The organism is uncultured Intestinibacter sp. (assembly GCF_902468165.1).
GTDB lineage: Bacteria > Bacillota > Clostridia > Peptostreptococcales > Peptostreptococcaceae > Intestinibacter.
On sequence record NZ_CABQXJ010000059.1, the window covers coordinates 1 to 19,471 of the forward strand.

Here is a 19,471-nt window from a genome sequence, read left to right on the forward strand (position 1 = left end):
GTTAGAAAAGTATAAAAGACAAGTCGGCTTAAATTACTATACATACTACTACTATGAAGCACTTGATTTATTAGATAAATACATCTTAGATTTAGCAAATAATAAAACTACAAAGTCACAAGTCAAAATATCAGAATTACTTTACAAAGCAAATAATCTCCAAGAGGACAAATACATATATAGAAATTATGTATTATCTTTATTTATAGAAAATAATACAGAAAAATTAGATGATATTTTAAAAAAAGATAAATCTATTTATAAAGAAGGCAGCTTTAATGATGAAAAAGTTATTTATTTTTTAATAGAAAGTTTTTTAAAAAAAGACAAGCCTCTAGATAACAATAAGATAGAAAAACTCGAAAATTTATATAAGTCTTTAAATTATATTGATTATAGAATCCTATATGTTTTATATAAAAAGTATAATTTAGATATTTTAAAAAAAGAAAATAAATACTTAATAGATAGTTATGAAAATAAATACGAGAATATAAAAGATGGTAGAAAGACCCTAAAGACAAGGTTAGCATACTATTCAGTATTAGATAATGAGTCTATAAAAGATGAATTTGAGATGATACTAAGTGATATACAGTATTTAGATGGAATAAATAATATAACATTTAACAATATATTTATAAAACAATTTTGTGAAAAATTCTATAAAAAAGAAAATATATTATTTCTAAAGCATGAGATAAACCAAGATAATGTAGAAATTTACGAGTATTTATTACAATTTATAAATAAAGACTTATATAACGACTATAAAGAGATGTTTGATTATATTATACAAAAATATTGTGAATATAGACGATTTAATACAATTGGCGACAAGATGAAAATAGATTTGATATCTCATCTATCAATATATAATGAAAACTTAGCTTTATTATCAATATACAACAATAATTATATAAAATATCTAGAATACATTAAAAGTGTAGAATTAAAAAATCAAAATATTGAGCAAAAAAAATTAGAACAAATAGATAATTTAAAAAATAAATTAAGACAATCATTGAGAGAAAAGACATCTTTTACTGAAAAAGAATTGATCTTTATAAAAGAATTAGATGATGAGTATTTAAATACAATTATTCAAAATATACACCATATAGAAATTTGCGATATAACTTCAGGAAAATATAGAATAATATTTAAGTTTGAAAATTATGCAGGATGTGATCTTGAGTATTATGATAAAAATGCATTTTATTATCTTCCTGAAGAGCCAAAGGAAATATTGGTTTTAAATGACGATGTTTTATACAGAAAGTCTTTTACAATGACAAAAGCCACAGTAAATACAGACTTTAAATTTAAAAGATTGAGCAAAGAAACATTACCAGAGTATTATAAAGAATTTAAAAATAGTTTAGCTAATTATTTTTGTAAAAATCCTTTTGAAGTAAGAGATGAGCTATATAATGATAATTTAAGTTATAGATTTTCACTATATAAACTATATGAAAATACAGATGATTTTATCAGAAATATATATAAAAACAATCTAAAGCTCAATAAAACGATGGTTGATATATTAATCCAAAATAAATATATTTTCAAAAATAAAAGTGATTATGAGAAAATTTTAGACAAAATAAGAAATAGTATAAAATTAGATTTATATTCAGATCAAAATAAAGAAATAATTAAAGCTATAAGTATAGAACTTAACGATACAATAAAAAAACAAGATAGTGTCTATGAAATGATAAAATCAATTAAAATTACTAAACCTACAAAGAATCAAAATATTAGAGAAGTAGATTTTAGAAAAGAAAAAATATTTAAAAATATAGTAGATAATATAGTGGAGTTAGATGTTTTAGGGATTTTTCCAAATCAAGATATGTTTATAGAGCTAGTAAAAATAGCTTATGAAAATAACTATTATAATAATTTAGTATTTATTAATATATGTGAAAAATTTATATATAAATACAAAATAGTAGACAATATTATCTATCAATATATGAGAGAGTGTTATAAAAGGGATTACATCCTTACAGACGATACAAAACAAATATTAAATATAATAAGTATGTATTATGATAGTAACGATAACACAAAAGATAATTTAGAGATGGATTTAAATTATTTTATAAAGATAAATAAATATGATGAAGAATTTATATCTAAATTTAAAAATCTATGCAAAATTATAAAACATAATGACTTAGTTCATAATAATATAATTAAAAGAAGTATAGATTTTATGACTAATCTCAACAATTATAATAAATATATTTATGATTTAGATATAGCTATAATTATGGAAGAAGTTTATAAATACACAAAAGGATATAATAAATGCTTAGAAGCATTTATTTATAGATATATTAAAAATAACGCTATAGAAAAAATTAAACCATATATAGAAGATATAGTTTCTTATTATACAGAAGAAAAAATAATAACAGACTGCTGCATGATTATAGTTAAAACTATCTATAAATATAATTACTATGAAACTCTTAATTATGAAAAAATAAAACTATTTAAAAAATACTTCTTAGAATTATTAAAATACGAAATGTTGAGTTATACTGACTACAAAGACTTGATAAAAGATAATTGTATCTTAATTAAAAATAAAAACAATAATATAATCTATAAATTTGAAGATGTAAAAAATGAAAATATATTGATAAAGCTAGGGTATAACGAAGTTTACAAGATAAATAATATAGATATTATAAGGGAATATATAATAAAAAATAAAGATATATTCATAGATGAGTTTAAGTTTGGAGATGATTTATTTAAGAAAAAGGCATTTGAAGTAATGATTGAAAAATCTATATACAATAAGGAAATAGTTGAGTTTGCACTTCAAAACGAAAGGATTTTAAAAGATAAAGATCAATATAAAAAGCTCTATATGACTTATTTATATGAAGAGAGAAATCTGGATGAGTGTTCTCTTTTAGAATATTTGAGAAGCTTTGAATATTTTATAGATGAATGTGAGATATATACTGATGATAATAAATTTATAGAAAATATATTAAAGAAATTAGGTGAATCTGAAAAATCCTATGAATTAGATTTATTTAAACATATAGACAAAAAACATAAGCAATTTGAATTTTCGCCAGAATACATATATTATGTTGTTACAAAATACAGCTTGATAGATAAAGAAGATTATTTTATAGAGTATTTTAATTTGAATAAAACTAGATTAAAAGAAGACCCAATAAATAAAGCTTTTGTATATTACTTCAAATCACTTCAATATATAAGCGAAAAGGTATATAAAAATATAACAAATATACTTCAGTATATTTCTACTTTAGAAAAAACCACTTTAAAACAAGATATATTAACTTGCATAGTTGATACAATACTAGAAAAAGATTTTTATAAAGATTTAGATATCAACATAAATAAATATAAATACTCTGTACTAGCATCTATCCATATCTTGATTTATATAAATCAAATCTATGATTATAAAAATGACGAAATATACAACAAAATAAAAGGAATATATTTATATATAAGTAGTTTTTATTCTAAAAAAGAAGAGATAAATATATTTTTAATAAGTAAAGTAAATGATAATTTAAACGAGCTAAGAGAATTATGCAAATTTATAACTGATGCTGCAATAGGATATAAATTTACTATAAATGAAGAAAAGATAATAATTAAAAAGGCCAGAGAATTATTTGATAAAGGAATAAAAATAGAATTAGAAAAAGCTTCATCAAATAAATACAACTGCAAACAAGATAGTTTGAGACAGAGTATAGTTGATAATTATAAAATTATAGTTGGAAATTTAAAAAGTGAAAAAATAAGCGATACATATTATAGAAAATTAACTGAGATGGATTTTAAATCGTTGATAAATGACTTAGTTGTATCAAAAGCATCTAGCTTGAACAACGACATTATACAAAGATATATAGGATTTGAACTAAACAATATGGACGAAAAACTTCTTATATTAAAAGTCGAAAATAAAAATTTATATAAAGTCATAAAAAAATATCTAAATAATCAAGATTTAGATGATATATATTTTAAAGATAGCGATAATGGATTTGAAAATGATGTAATTGTAATTAAAATTATGGATACATTTGATTTAGAAGATGAGAGATTTAATAATATTTATTTTATACTAGACTTATTTATTGAATTTGTAAAATTTGAATCAGATTTATTAAAAGAAGATTTTATAATACCTAATTTAAATTTACAAAATGCAGTATTTATAAATAATAAGTTGTTTGTAGGCAATATACATCAAGGTGAAGTCTTGAATGTGATTAATAAGCGAAATTTAAAAAATAATATGCACCAAAATATCCAAACAATAACTGAGATTATTATCAAGATAATAAGCCAATCTAAATTAGAAAAGAAGGATATTTACATATCTTTGATAAAAAGCAATTTAGAAAATGGTGATATTGATACATTAGATAAGTTTTATTGTAAGTTAATGTTTATAAAAAGTGAAATAAAACATGATAGTGGAGTTTTGTCATTTATATAAAAAAATTGAATAAAAAATGAGAGCCCTAGCAAATGTCCGATCTCTAGGGCTCTCTTAATTAAAATATATTATAAAAAGGGGTATTAGGGAATATATTTTATAACGTATAAGAATTATCTTAATACGCAAAGTCTATTTAGACTTTTTTATTTTGGGGAGTAATTTCAGTTATCGGGGAATAACTGTATATTTATAATAACAAATATCGACAAAAAGTGCAACAAAAAAACAAAAAAATATTCTAGGTAAAAAATGGTAAAATAAAATAGTGCATAAAATCATATACTTTGTATAAAATTTTAATATAAAAACATTTTAATATGTCGTATTTGCAAGGTTTTTAGAATATAAACAAATCAAAATAAAATTTAAATTAAAATATTAATTTAAAAAAGGAGCATTTTATGAATATAAAAAGACTAGGATTATTTTTATTGATAATATTATTAGTTTCTTTAAACAATAGTATTTATGCACTAGATGAAAAAGATTATAATGATACAAATTATTTAAAAAATTCAACTGAGCAGATAAACATCTCATTAAAAGATATTGAATTAGAGCAAAAGAATGTCGAGATAAGTGATGATTATGACAAATTTGCAATATTGACGTTTAATGTAATCAATACTAGTCTCGAACCCCTGGAGTTATCTCAAATAAAATATCAATTTTACCAAGATAATAAATTACAAGATACTTTTATAAATAAAAATCAAAATATTTATGGGTTTTTAGGCAAATTAAACAGTGGAGAAAGTAAGATAATAAAAATATGTGTTTCTCTTGATAATATGAAAGAGCCTATTGTACTTTTGATAAATAATGATGTCGGAATTTATAAATATCATATTAAACAGACTATAAATATATCTTAAAATCAGCCATCCTAATATAAATAAAAATTATACATAAGTAAGAAGTATAAATTTAAAAAAAGATTAAAAAAATATTACAAAACAATTAAAAATCCTTATCTTACAAATTTGTATTTTTATTTGTTCTTATTTCATTGTATAATCTATTTATTAAAAGGAGGTAAAAATGGCTGAGAATAATGAAAACAGAATACGAAGACGCAAAGTTAGCTCAACTACCAACAATAATAGAAATACAGGGAAAAACAGCAATAATAATGCTAAGAAACAAAATTCTAATATAAAAAATAATAGGACTAATAAAAACAAAGAGTCTATACAAGAGGCTCGAAAAAAGCGCGAAGAACGCGAACAATTTGAGTTAGAAAGAGAAATCTATTATAGAAAGAAAAAAATAAACAGAAAGAAAAGATTAAAAATAGCTACTAAATTAGCTTCAGTATTTTTAATTTTAGCTGTTATTGGAGGAATAGTATTCTCTGGATTTGCTTTATATGCAGTTCAGGGAGCACCACAGGTTACAAAGGAATTGATAAGAGAAAATTATATAAGTAGTCAAGTCGTAAGTGATGACCAAATACCAGATGACTTAAAACATGCTGTTGTAGCTATGGAAGATAGGCGATTTTATAAGCATCATGGAGTGGATATAAAGGCACTTGTAAGATCTGCACTAAACAACTTGGTGACTTCTTCAACACAAGGTGGAAGTACTATAGATATGCAAGTATCGAAAAATTTACTTACGAGTGAAGACAAAACATATAAACGAAAAGTTTTAGATATGTATAATGCTATTCAGATGAATAAGGTAATGACAAAAGACGAAATTTTATGTACTTATCTAAACAATATATACTTAGGAAAATCAGCATATGGCGTTGCGAAGGGAGCAAAGGTTTACTTCAATAAAGATGTATCGGAACTAAACTTGGCACAATGTGCAATGCTAGCTGGGATAACAAACAACCCTTACAGATTTAGGGAGCACGACCAAGCAAAGGCTAGACAAATACAGGTACTTGATGATATGCTAGAACAAGGATATATAACAAAGGATGAGTATCAAGATGCAGTAGATGACCCGACTTTGTTTGCATCAGAGATAGATTAATTAAGGAGCCTAGATATGTTAAAATTTGTTTATGATGAAAAAGAATACGTATTAGAAGAAAACAAAAATGTATGTTTACTAAATGACGAAGAAAAACCTGTAACAGGTATAAGTTTAGATGATATACTTAATATGATTGGAGATTTAGACGAAATCGACTTTGATACTCAGTATTATAAAGAAGCATGTGTTGAATGTTTAGATGGTGTTAAAGAAAAACAAAAATTCTTTGCATTCCTAGAGTATCATTTCTATATATACACTAAAGATCAAAAATTTGTAATAAGTGATATTCAAAAAGAATACGAAGGTCAATCTTTCAATAAGCTTTTAAGAGCTAATAAAGTAGACAATAGCTATATAGTAAGTCTTATAATTTGTAAGAATTGCGGAGATACATTAGTTCAAATAGAAAACTGTGTAGTTTAGATTTTAATATTAAATCATGTGAAGAGAATTATAGTATTAATGTATTATAGTTCTCTTTATTTTTTGTATAAAATTAAGGGGGTATTATATGAAAAGAATATTGTATTTATTAATAAGACTATTTGCAGGGTTTATATTATATGGTCTTGGAATTGTTGTAATGCTTAATGCAAAGATAGGTGTATCGCCTTGGGATGTACTTCATCAAGGACTATCTTTTAAGAGTGGAATCACTATGGGGCAGGCATCAATAATGGTAGGTTTGGTGATAGTAATTTTAGATGCTGCATTAGGTGAGGGTGTCGGCTGGGGCACTGTTTTAAATATGATTTTTATAGGTGTATTTTTAGATATTATAAGATCTATGAATATTGTACCAGTTGCAGCTAATTTATTTATGGGGATTGTGATGATGATAATTGGAATAATTATTTCTGCAATTGCAACAGTATTGTATTTGGGAGCAGGGCTTGGTAGCGGACCTAGAGATGGTCTTATGTTAGCGCTTAATAAAAAGTTTTCTAAACCAGTTGGAGCTATTAGAATGTGCATAGAACTTACTGTTCTAGTTTGTGGATGGATTTTAGGTGGTAGCGTAGGACTGGGTACTATTATAAGTGCTTTTGGACTTGGATATGCTATTCAAATTGGATTTAAGATATGTAGAATTAATTCTAAAGAAATTAAACATAGAATAATAAGAGATGATATCGATTATATTAAAAATATAATTGAGCAAAGAAAAAATCTACAAGCAAACAAAGAATACATAACTAAAGATTGTAACAATAATAAATAAAAATAAGCATTTTAAATAGATACTATCATAAATACCACATTATGATAGTATCTATTTTTAGTTAAAATATATTAATTTCTAATAAATTTATCTAGCTTTAAAAGTATTACAGCTAGCATCTAAGTCGTTAATTTGCACAGCAGGCGCGCTACAGACTTTTTGTTGGTTGTATACACAGTTTACAGCTTCACATTTTATTTCTGAAGTTCCAACTGCATGGTCGTGATGACAGCAACATCCAGCGTCACTAGAGAAAGAAGGATTTTCATTTTCTCTAAAAGTAGCACAATAAGTATCAGCTGTAGTTACAGCTTGTGTACCATCTACACATATTTTTCCTGCAAAACATTCACAGTTGTCGTTATAAACACATTTTTCTGCATTACATTTTAAATTTTTCATAGGTTAAATACCTCCATAATTTTTTCTTTAGTTTGCGTGAATTTAGGAAAATTATTCATCCTTTTTTAAGCAATTTGAGCATAGCAAGATAACATCATCTTCTGTTTCACGCCCAAATTTTTTGTTTAAATGATATACTTCGACATTTTCTTTAGAGTGGCAAATTGAGCAACGAGAGTGATTTTTATACAATATTTGTTCTCTGAATAATCTCCAGTAGATACTGTTTAAATAATCTTCATATTTAACTCTTAAACAAGATTCTAAAAAATTTAAATACAAGTTGTCTAAATCAGAGGTAGTCAAGTCGTTGTGATCGGCTTCGAAATACTCGCAGTAGTCTTGCGGGTTAGGTGTGCAGTCTTTAAGGACGCATTTTATTTCATATTTAAAAAATTCATCAGGACCATCTAGTGTTAGATGGCTACATAAACTACAACAATCTTTTGGTAATTTATCTTCAATTTCTTTTATTTTTTTATTCATATAATAAGACCTCCATCATTAACAATGCATAAAGCTTGTTAAAAAAATACGTTTTTAAACGGTAGTCACTTAAGGTATAAGTGATAAAATAACTAATTTAAAATAATAAATTCAAATAATGCTTAAAATTAATGTTTTGTATAATTTTATTTTTAGCTGTTAAAAAATATTACTTCACTCTAAAATTTAGGATTTGAAATAAAGGGATTTTAAGATTTAAAAATTAAATTATTATATAAACTAATTAGAAGGGATAAAGGAGTTTGTAATGTATGAATATAATTTTAATGAAATGAGAACAAATATCGAACAAATTTTAGATATTTCCTTAGCTGAAAATAAAGATAGGTATTATAATCAATTAGAAGTATTTAAAAATAATAAAAATATGCAAGGCAGTTCAACAAATAATGATATAAAAAAGAAAAAAATAATAACAAAAGATTCTATCGGACAAAAAGGTCAGATTGAAAAGGAAATAGTTGATTTTGAAGATATAGAAAATCTAAAGTTTGAAACATTTTATAATATTGGAATAGGATTGTTTGAAATGACTTCGCAAACTATATTTAAAACATTTTCTAATATTAAGTTTGAATTTGTCATATTTAAAAATTGTATATTTAAAAATGTAAAATTTGAAAATTGTACATTTTCTGGATGCGAATTTTTAGAATGTGAGTTTTTAAATACAAAATTTAAAACTACAGGGTTTTTTGATTTTACAAATAAAAATATAACATATTTCTTTGAATGTAGTTTTGAAAATACAATATTTGAAAATAGTGATTTGAGAAAATCTATATTTCAGAAAAATACAGTAAAAACTATACAATTTATATTATCAAATTTAAAAAAGTGTATATTCGATAGCAATAAGATTGAAAGTATATATTTTTCGGATTGTAATCTAAAATCATTTTCTATCATAAAAAGCGATATATCAAAGTTGGAATTTGACGATGAATTTATAACAAAATTAAATGAAAATACTTTCTTCGATAAATTCATATCTAAAGATAAAAATAAATCATATTATAAAAATGTATATAAGTCATATAAAAATATAGCGTCCCAATTTGAGAGCAATAGAATTTTAAATATATCGGGAGAATACCACTATTTATATAAGTGTAGCGAATGTAAGACATTAGATGGATTTTCTAAATTTAAATCTAGGTTATTTTGGATAGTATGTGGATATGGAGAAAGACCGACTTACGCACTGATTACATCACTTGAGATAATTTTGATATTTGCTATAATCTATTTATTTACAGGGATAAGTATAGGTGGAAGGCTTATAAACTATCGATTATCTTGGTTTTCGATATTAGAAAAAAAGATAATTTTAGTAGATTTTTTAGAATCACTTTATTTTAGTTTAGTTACATTTACTACGGTAGGTTATGGAGATATAATTCCCACTGGAACAAGTATTATTTTATCGAGTATAGAGATGATATTGGGAGTTACTATGGTGGGAATATGGACAGCTACACTAGCTAGAAAAATTACAAGATAGATTATAGTTGTTTAATATTTTATATAAATGTGATAAATTTAAATTAGATATAAAACATAATTTTGGAGGACAATATGAAATTTTCACAATATAAATACGAACGTTCTTCTTATGAAAATATAAAAGAAGACTTCACAAAATTAGTAGATAAAATAAATAATTCAAATACTTATGAGGAACAAGAAAAGTACATATTAGAATTAAATAAAATAAGAAATGATATTCAATCAAATTCTACTATTGCATCTATAAGATATAGTATAGATACGAGTGATGAATATTATGAACAAGAGAAAAAATACTGGGATGAATATATGCCTTTTTATGAAGATTTAAATTGTGATTTTTATAAGGCTATAGTAAATTCTAAATTTAAAGAAGAAATAATAAACGATTTTAGCAGACAATTTTATAATATTTGTGAGGATTCTATAAAATCTTTCTCAAAAGATATAATAGAAGATTTACAAGAAGAAAATATGTTATGCTCTCAGTACACAAAGCTTTTAGCAAGTGCAAAAATAGAGTATAGAGGTGAAACTCATAATTTATCATCACTTATGAAGTATATGATGGATAAAGATAGAGAAACAAGAATAGAATCTACAAAGTTGTATTACAGCTATTTTGAAGAAAATGAAGCGAAATTTGACGCACTATTTGATAAATTAGTTGCTGTAAGAGATAAAATGGCTAAAAAACTTGGATACAATTCGTTTACAGAGTTAGGCTATATAAGAATGAATAGAAGTGACTATAACGAAGATATGATCAAAAAGCTGAGAAAAGAAGTACAAGATTATATAGTTTTACTATGTAATAAGCTTTATGAAAGACAAGCTAAAAGAATAGGTATAGATGATTTTTGGTTTGCAGACGAATCTATAGAATTTAAAAGCGGAAATGCAACTATTAAAGGTGGAGAAGAATACGAAAAATACATAATTGAAAATGGTAAAAGAATGTATAGTGAATTATCGCTTGAAACAGATGAATTTTTCAATTACATGACGGAAAATGAGCTTATGGACTTAGTGACTAGAAAATCAAAAGCAGCAGGTGGATATTGTACTCATATACCTAATTATAACAGTCCATTTATATTCTCTAACTTTAACAATACATCAGAAGATATAGACGTATTAACTCATGAAGCAGGTCATGCATTCCAATTATACATGTCTAGAGATATAGAAATGTATGAAATAAACTTCCCAACTTTAGATAGCTGTGAGATACATTCAATGAGTATGGAGTTTATAACTTATCCTTGGATGGAATTATTCTTTAAAGAAGATACATTAAAATATAAATTCTATCATATGAGTTCGGCAATTAAGTTTATACCTTATGGAGTGATTGTTGATGAATTCCAACACAGAATTTATGAAAATCCAGATATGTCACCAGATGAGAGAAAGCAAGTATTTAGAGATTTAGAAAAAAAATACTTACCACATAGAGATTATAGAGATATAGATATTTTAGAAAAAGGTTGTTATTGGTTTAAACAAGGGCATATTTTCAAAAATCCATTCTACTATATTGATTATGTACTTGCTCAAGTATGTGCATTCCAATTTTTAAACAAGTCAAATGAAGACTTTAAAAAGGCTTGGGATGATTATATAAATATCTGTAAAATAGGTGGAACTAAGTCGTTTTTAGAGATTGTAGAAATAGGAAATTTAGAATCACCATTTGAAGAAAATACTATGAAAAATATTTCACAAAAAGTTGGTGCATTATTAGAAAATATAAAAGATAGTGATTTATAATTGTATTGAGGCGATGTAATGAATAATATTTATGATGTTATAATAATAGGCTCCGGTCCTGGGGGATTAAGCGCAGGAATATACTCAGCAAGATCCAAATTAAAAACTTTAATAATAGAGAAAAATTTATTTGGAGGCCAAATTCTAAATACTGGAGTTATAGAAAATTATCCAGGTTCTATAGAAGATGAAACAGGGGCTTCATTAGCAAAAAGAATGATAAAACAATGTGAAAAGTTTGGTGCAGAGTTTATCAAAGATAAAGTTTTAGATATCGAATTAAACAAAGAAATAAAAACTATAAAATGCAAAAATAATACTTACAAAACAAAATCAGTTATTATAGCTACTGGATGCAAACATAAGAATTTAAATGTAGATAGAGAAGATGAATTTTTAGGTAGAGGACTATCTTACTGTGCGATTTGCGATGGGCACCTTTTTGAAGATTTACATGTATATGTTGCTGGAGGGGGCGAAAGTGCAGTAAAAGAGAGTTTATATCTATCTAAATTTGCTAAAAAAGTTACAATTTTAAGTAAATATGATGAACTTAAATGTAGTGGATATATAGAAGAAAAATGTAGAGAAAAATATAATATAGAAATAATAAACAATGTAAAAATTATTGAATTATTGGGTCGAGATGTTTTAAATGGAATAAAAGTAAAAAATTTAAAGACAAATGAAGAAAGTTTATTTATAGCAGATGAAGATGACGAAATTATAGGATTGTTTGTTTTTGTAGGATTAAAATCTCAAACAGATTTATTTAAAGGATTGTTAAATCTAGATGAGAAAGGTTACATAAAAACTGATGAAAATATGAAGACAAATATAGCCGGTGTATATGCAATAGGTGATTGCAGATCAAAGGACTTAAGACAAGTAATAACAGCTTGTAATGATGGAGCGATAGCAGCTATAAATGTTGAAAAATATATAAATTAGATTAACTTGGGGGCGATATTAATGATTAGTGTAAATAAAGAAACATTTGAAGAAGAAGTTTTAAAATATAAAGGAAAAGTTGTTGTAGAATTTTGGAGCGAAACATGTCAACCATGTAAAGAATTACTTCCAGGTGTAGAGGCATTATCTAAAAAATACAATAAAAGTATGAAATTCTGTGATATAGACACTAAAAGGGCTCCAAGAATAGCTATAAAACAAAAAGTATTGAGTTTGCCAGTAATAAGAATTTATGAAGATGGTAAAATATTAGATGAAACTTCTAATGGAGATGTAACTATAGAAAAGATTGAAAATATGATAAAAAAATTCGTTTAATCCTTGTTACAAAATAGTAAAAAATTGTTACAAATTTCTACGTATATTTGTTACGAATTTGTAATCTAAAGTAACATTTGTGTAACCACAAATTAAAAATTTTGATGATATTATAATAGTATAAATTAAATAAAAGAAATAATAAAATTCATTCAATAAAACAAAAGGGTCTGAATAGGAGGCAAGTGTTATGAAAAAAGCTATTATAAGTGTTATCTCAGTATTATGTGTAGGTTTAATGGTAGTAGGTCCAGTAAGAGAAGCTTACGCAAATAATTCGAATAAAGAAGAACAAAAAACATCAGAGGTTGTAGCAACTAATACAAATGTTAAAACTGATAAAAATGAAACTGACAAAGTTAAAGAACAAGCTACTGAAGCAACTGAAAAACAAGATACAACAGAAGTAAAAACTGATAATCAAACTCAAGATGCTGTAGCTAAAAAAGAAAATGTAGCAGTAAATACAACTGCAACAGAACAAAAACAACCACAAGCTACAACTCAACCTACAACTAATGTAGTAAATAAAGAAGAACCTAAAGCTGAAGAAAGTCAAACAGTTGTAGAACAAAAAACTACATTAACTCAATCACAAGCATTACAACTTGTAAAAGCTTATGAACCAGGGGTTGCAGGATATGATTATATGGGCGATGAAAATACATATACATGCATAAAAGAAAAAGGTATACAAGGATATGTTTTCTTACCACAATGTGATGGTGATATGGCATACTTAGTAGATAAAAACAGTGGTCATATATATTTCTTCCATCCATCAGGATACTTTGAATTATTAAAATAATAATTAAAAATTTATATAAATAAAAAAACTGAACTTTCTAGTTCAGTTTTTTTATTGTAAGAAAAAGTTAAGATTTATATAAAGTAGTATGTAAAAATTAATTATTATTATCAAAGTATAAATTTGATAACTTAATAAGGGGGGATAGGCGTGTATAATTGTTTTGAATGTGTTATTATAAAATATAATAGCACATGAAAAATGAAAGGATATTAGATTATGTATAATATATTGGTAGTCGATGACGATAAAGAAATAGTAGAATCGATAGAAATTTACTTAAATAATGAGGGGTATAAAGTATTTAAAGCTTATGACGGATTAGAAGCATTAGATATATTGATGAGAGAAGATATACATCTCATTTTAATGGATATAATGATGCCTAAATTAGATGGAATTAAGGCAACTATAAAAATAAGACAAGACAAAAATATACCTATAATTTTAGTATCAGCAAAAGGAGAGGATACGGATAAAATTTTAGGTTTAAATATAGGAGCAGACGACTATATAACAAAACCATTTAACTTATTAGAGCTTATCGCAAGAGTAAAATCAAATTTAAGAAGATATATGAACTTAGGAAACTTTAGCAATGAATCACTACAACAAGATATTTTGAAAAGTGGTGGCTTAGAATTAAATACTTCTACTAAGGAAGTTAAAGTAGATAGCCTTAATGTAAAAGTAACTCCTATAGAATATAGAATATTAGAGTTACTTCTTAGAAATAAGGGACGAGTTTTCTCGATTGATGAAATTTATGAAAAAGTATGGAAAGAAGAGAGTTTTAATGTAGAAAATACAGTGGCTGTTCATATTAGAAGAATTAGAGAAAAAATCGAGATAAATCCTAAGGAGCCTAGATATTTAAAAGTTGTGTGGGGGATTGGATATAAAATAGAAAAAATATAGAGGTGAATTAATGAAAAAATTAAAAAATATTTTTTTATTAGGATTTTTAATATGTTTATCAATTTTTTTAGGAATTAATATTTCATTTTTGGCATATAGTTACAATGCTGACTTTAGCTATAATTTAATGACTTCAGATGTTCAAGAGAATGGAATGCATATAGAAAAAAACTATTTTAAAAGTAAATATTTTAATCAGAAGGTTATGAATAGGATTTTAACAAATTTAAAATATTCTGTTATAGATTCAGAAAATGAAGATAAATATAGTTCAAATGCTGGAGCAATGGGTTCATATTATTATGACTACAATGAAGGCATATATTACTATGACAGTCAACACAATATAAATATGACTGAAAAAGAGCTTGCAGAAAATCTAAAGTCTGAATCTAAAAAAATATTAAAAGAAATGAGAGGTATTGAATATTTTATAAAAAATAACACTACAGGCGAAATAGTAACCAATACTAATTATAAAACATTAAATAGCTTTAAGAAAAACGCAAGTGGATATTATCAAGCAAAGTTTGAAAATAATAATTTAGTAAATAGAAAAATAGGAAATACAGAATATAAACCAATAAGTGGATATTTTTATTATGCTGAAAATCAAGCAATAGATGTAAATGATGATATTGATGCTTATATTTCTATTTCAAAAAAATTAATAGATAGCAATCCATTTGAATATGGATACTCTTATTATCAGCAGATTGTAAATAAATATGAAAAATGCTTAGAGTTGGGCATACCAATGGGGCTATTGTCTCTTATATTCTTTGTAGTATATATGATTATGAATTTTAAATTACCTAAAACAAAACGAGAATTTTGGAATTATTATAATAAAATACCATTAGAAGTTATAGTTACACTTTTATCTATTGATATAGCGCTAATTGTTACAATAGCAGAAGAACCAAATGCATTTGTAAATCAATTTTGTATAATACCTATATTTATACTTTTATTTTACTTTATCCTTATTATAAAGCAATTATCTAACTTTGAAAGGAAAAGAGATTTCTTTAAAACGAGTTGGTGTGTCAGAGTTATAATTTGGTTATTAAAAAAAATGAAATCTGGTATAAAAGAAATGAGAAATGCAATTAAACAAAATAAAGATTTTGATTTGACAAAGAAAATAGTTACTGTTGCAATTTTATGTGTAGTAGCAGAATTTATAGTTTTAACTATGTCAGGGGCATGGATAGAGTTTTTTGTGTTAATAATATTATTTGGAATTCAATTATGGTTTTTAATATATTTTGTCAACAAGCTAGGATATCTAAATGAGATAATGAAAGGCGTTCACAGGATAAAAGAAGGCGAAATAAATTATAAAATCGAAGAAAAAAATGATATTTATTTTTCTTCGCTTGCAAATGATATAAACAATATAAGTCAAGGGCTTGAAAATTCGATTGAACAGAGAATCAAAAGTGAGAGAATGAAAAGTGAGCTTATAACAAATGTATCTCATGATTTAAAAACTCCTCTAACTTCTATAATAAATTATGTTGAATTAATTAAAAAAGAAGAAAATATACAACCAGAATATTTAAAAGACTATGTACAAGTACTTGATAAAAAATCAAAAAGATTAAAAATATTAATAGAAGATTTATTTGAGGCTAGTAAGGCTAGTACAGGAAATATAGAACTTGAATTAGTAAGACTAGATTTAAAACAATTATTGCAACAAAGTATAGGTGAGTTAGAAGATAAATTAGAAGAAGCAAACTTAAGTCTGAGAGTTAACTTAACAGAAGAAGATACTTATGTTTTAGCAGATGGAAGAAGATTATATAGAGTATTTGAAAATTTACTTTGCAATATAAGTAAGTATTCACTTAAAAATACACGTGTATATATAGATGTCACAAAAGAAGATGGCAAAATAATTACAACTATGAAAAATATATCTTCCTATGAACTTAATTTTGATCCAGATGAAATAATGGAGAGATTTAAAAGAGCAGATGAATCTAGAAATACTGAAGGAAGTGGACTTGGACTTGCTATAGCTAGAGATTTAGTAAGCCTTCAAGGTGGGAAGATGAGCATAGAAATAGATGGAGATTTATTTAAGGCAAAAGTAGTTATGAATGAATATAACCCATCTATATCAATTGAAAAATAAGAAATAAAAATAATTAAAAAATAAGGGATTATTCAATAAAATTAAGTTAATTGAATAAAGCCCTTATTTTTTTATTCTAATTTCCAACCTCTTAACTTAAGCAACGGACGAAGTCGTTGGCGATATGAACGAAGTGAATTTTTGAGAAAATATATTTTTGTAAAATTCAGTAAATTAATATCGTGATAATATATTAGAACATCATAATCCCTCCAATTGTGCATATAAAAAATGTAGTCCATAAGATTATATCAGTAGTTTTATTCATTTTTATATCGTGAGCTATAAAAGAATTGTTTGGATTTTGAGGTTCATAACGTATTAAGATTTCATCCCCTATTTCATGGACTTTGTTTTTGGAAGAAGTAGATGATTTTTTAGTGTATGTTTTTTTATTTATTTCGTAAATACATACTTCAGTATATAATTTTTCACCTTGATGGTGTGATATTTCGAAGTCCTCTATCCTTCCAAGAATTGATGCAGTACATACATGATGCATCTTTTTTTGATTTTTTCGATATGTCATAAGAAATGTTACAATAAAGCTAGCGATGATTAATAAAAAAATAGCAATAAAGATATTTTGCATATAAACTTTACCTCCCCATTATATTACATTAGGGTCAATATCCTAGCCGTCTAATTTTAAATTTATCCCATCTATATTGTAGCAAAAAGATTTCTAGAAATCAATTTGATAACTTTGTATAAAAGTCAGATATAACAATATAAATAACAATCGAAATGAGCTTTTAAATAGAAATTTTTCAGGTGAGTAAGATATTTATATTAAAAAAATATTACACAATGTATGGTTTTGTTAAATTTTCCCTAAAATAAATATATAGGGAATTAAAATAAGAGTTTTAGTATATTTGGATTTAAATATAAAGATAAAGGAGTAGGGTTTGTTTTGTGCTTAGATAGAGAATATAATGTAATAACTGAATTTAAGAATGAATTAAAGCCAGAAAATATAAAAATATTTTTATATACTATGCCAGTAAAAGATATAAGTGAAAGGCATAGTGAAAATTATAGTATTGTACGAGAATTAAAAAAAATAAATCCAAATCAGCGTATAGTGTTTAATGAGTATATAATAGCATCCTTTGATGTAATACAAAATTGGGGAGAATATGAGAATATACCCCAAAAGCTAGAAAATAGAACAATTAATTTAGAAAATTGTACTGAAAAAAGGATATTAGAGAGGCTTATTTTATGTGATATTAAAGAAAATATACAAAATTTAAAGATGAATAAGTTTGAAATAAGGGGGAATGCAAATTCATCTGTATATTTAAAAAGGCCAATATATTTTAGTGATAATCTCATTATACGAAGAAAGATGAACTTTGATGTAAATATTCATAAAGGAGATATAATTATAGGATTTTTCTTAAGTCATGAATTTGAATATCAAAAAACACTAGATGAAGAAATAAAATCAGGTAATATAAAAAAAGGTGACAAGGTAAAAGACTTTTATAATAATATAGTATATGAATTTATCGAAGAGGCACCATTTACCATAAGTGAAAAAAATGATTATATAAAAACTTCTATAATCGAATATTATAAGAGTAAAAACCAAAATTATATTGTAGAGGGATTAAACGAAAAAATAAAAGCTGTTCTTGTAAAAAGTAGAGATGGAAGTATTTTTCCATATTTGCCAAATCGACTAAAGAAAATATGTATATTTGAAAACCTAGGCAATAAGTGCATAGTTGAAGGAAATAAATATATTAAAATGGATGCTAGCCATAATATGAGAGAAAGCATGGGTTTAGCAGAAGATATATTAGAAAAATCTACATATGTAAAATTTAAACGACACAATATGCTTGTTGAAAGAACAGGATATAAAAAATATATAATTAAAAGACCTGTATTAAAGTTCGGAAAAGATGGGAAAAATTCTAACTTAATAAATAATAGTGTAATGTTTGGCCTAAATGCAGGAGGGAGCTATGAAACAAAACAAATAAACTTAGATTACTTTATAGATCCGAGCATTTTAAATAATAAAAAAAAGCACGACATAGTGACATCTTTTTTAACTGAGATAATAATTAAATCAAATGAGTTGGGTGTTGAAATTAATACTGATAAAAATTATATAAATTTAAATAAAATAGATATTGAAAATGAAAATAAAAAATTATCTATTGATAAACTCAATACTATTCATCATTATAAAACAGGCAAATTGTTATCATGTGCTTTTCAACTTGGTGGTTTGATTGCAAGTCCTCAAGATGTAAAAGTTTTGAAAGAAATTGGATATAAAGTAGGGCTTGCATTTCAAATTCAAGATGATATTTTAGATGTGATTTCTGATAGTAAAACCTTAGGAAAACCTGTTGGCAG

The 19,471-nt window shown here is 25.0% G+C and carries 16 protein-coding genes; 13 read left to right on the forward strand and 3 right to left on the reverse strand.

Annotated elements, in window-relative coordinates:
• The 5 genes from RDX53_RS10410 to RDX53_RS10430 all read left to right on the forward strand — a co-directional run.
• On the forward strand, positions 1–4,519 hold a 4,519-nt coding region (locus tag RDX53_RS10410), incomplete at its 5' end, for a hypothetical protein (RefSeq protein WP_307994095.1).
• 404 nt (positions 4,520–4,923) lie between these two features.
• On the forward strand, positions 4,924–5,397 hold the full coding sequence (locus tag RDX53_RS10415; protein WP_195929839.1) for a hypothetical protein: 474 nt from the start codon (positions 4,924–4,926) through the stop codon (positions 5,395–5,397).
• Positions 5,398–5,563: 166 nt separating this feature from the next.
• Positions 5,564–6,511 (forward strand): biosynthetic peptidoglycan transglycosylase, encoded by a 948-nt coding sequence (locus RDX53_RS10420; RefSeq protein ID WP_307994096.1) that lies wholly within the window; start codon positions 5,564–5,566, stop codon positions 6,509–6,511.
• Between the two features lie 15 nt (positions 6,512–6,526).
• The gene (locus RDX53_RS10425; protein WP_295676511.1) at positions 6,527–6,940 is read left to right on the forward strand and encodes a DUF3785 domain-containing protein; all 414 of its coding nucleotides are present in this window, start codon (positions 6,527–6,529) and stop codon (positions 6,938–6,940) included.
• An 88-nt stretch (positions 6,941–7,028) separates the two neighbouring features.
• A complete protein-coding gene (locus tag RDX53_RS10430) occupies positions 7,029–7,739 on the forward strand; it encodes a hypothetical protein (protein ID WP_307994097.1) in 711 nt (236 codons plus the stop codon).
• An 87-nt stretch (positions 7,740–7,826) separates the two neighbouring features.
• On the opposite strand, the gene RDX53_RS10435 is transcribed toward RDX53_RS10430, so the two are convergent.
• A complete protein-coding gene (locus tag RDX53_RS10435) occupies positions 7,827–8,141 on the reverse strand; it encodes a DUF1540 domain-containing protein (RefSeq protein WP_195929842.1) in 315 nt (104 codons plus the stop codon).
• Positions 8,142–8,192: 51 nt separating this feature from the next.
• Positions 8,193–8,627: a hypothetical protein gene (locus tag RDX53_RS10440; protein WP_195929835.1), complete on the reverse strand. Its 435-nt coding sequence runs from the start codon at positions 8,625–8,627 to the stop codon at positions 8,193–8,195.
• Positions 8,628–8,895: 268 nt separating this feature from the next.
• Between RDX53_RS10440 and RDX53_RS10445 the strand changes: the two genes are divergently transcribed.
• The 7 genes from RDX53_RS10445 (at position 8,896) to RDX53_RS10475 (ending at position 17,092) form a co-directional block, all read left to right on the forward strand.
• Positions 8,896–10,152 (forward strand): pentapeptide repeat-containing protein, encoded by a 1,257-nt coding sequence (locus tag RDX53_RS10445; protein ID WP_307994098.1) that lies wholly within the window; start codon positions 8,896–8,898, stop codon positions 10,150–10,152.
• A gap of 74 nt (positions 10,153–10,226) precedes the next feature.
• Positions 10,227–11,930, forward strand: a complete 1,704-nt coding sequence (locus RDX53_RS10450; RefSeq protein WP_307994099.1) for a M3 family oligoendopeptidase — start codon at positions 10,227–10,229, stop codon at positions 11,928–11,930.
• Positions 11,931–11,948: 18 nt separating this feature from the next.
• Complete coding sequence (trxB, locus tag RDX53_RS10455; RefSeq protein WP_307994100.1) at positions 11,949–12,881, forward strand: thioredoxin-disulfide reductase; 933 nt, start codon at positions 11,949–11,951, stop codon at positions 12,879–12,881.
• 21 nt (positions 12,882–12,902) lie between these two features.
• The gene (locus RDX53_RS10460) at positions 12,903–13,220 is read left to right on the forward strand and encodes a co-chaperone YbbN (protein WP_195929831.1); all 318 of its coding nucleotides are present in this window, start codon (positions 12,903–12,905) and stop codon (positions 13,218–13,220) included.
• A gap of 190 nt (positions 13,221–13,410) precedes the next feature.
• A complete protein-coding gene (locus tag RDX53_RS10465; RefSeq protein ID WP_295761350.1) occupies positions 13,411–14,028 on the forward strand; it encodes a hypothetical protein in 618 nt (205 codons plus the stop codon).
• 219 nt (positions 14,029–14,247) lie between these two features.
• Positions 14,248–14,946 (forward strand): response regulator transcription factor, encoded by a 699-nt coding sequence (locus RDX53_RS10470; RefSeq protein ID WP_295761347.1) that lies wholly within the window; start codon positions 14,248–14,250, stop codon positions 14,944–14,946.
• 10 nt (positions 14,947–14,956) lie between these two features.
• A complete protein-coding gene (locus tag RDX53_RS10475; RefSeq protein ID WP_307994101.1) occupies positions 14,957–17,092 on the forward strand; it encodes a sensor histidine kinase in 2,136 nt (711 codons plus the stop codon).
• A 193-nt stretch (positions 17,093–17,285) separates the two neighbouring features.
• Here the strand turns inward: RDX53_RS10475 and RDX53_RS10480 are convergent, their stop codons facing one another.
• Positions 17,286–17,684: a DUF3592 domain-containing protein gene (locus RDX53_RS10480; protein WP_295676523.1), complete on the reverse strand. Its 399-nt coding sequence runs from the start codon at positions 17,682–17,684 to the stop codon at positions 17,286–17,288.
• A 324-nt stretch (positions 17,685–18,008) separates the two neighbouring features.
• Between RDX53_RS10480 and RDX53_RS10485 the strand changes: the two genes are divergently transcribed.
• On the forward strand, positions 18,009–19,471 hold a 1,463-nt coding region (locus RDX53_RS10485), incomplete at its 3' end, for a polyprenyl synthetase family protein (protein WP_307994102.1).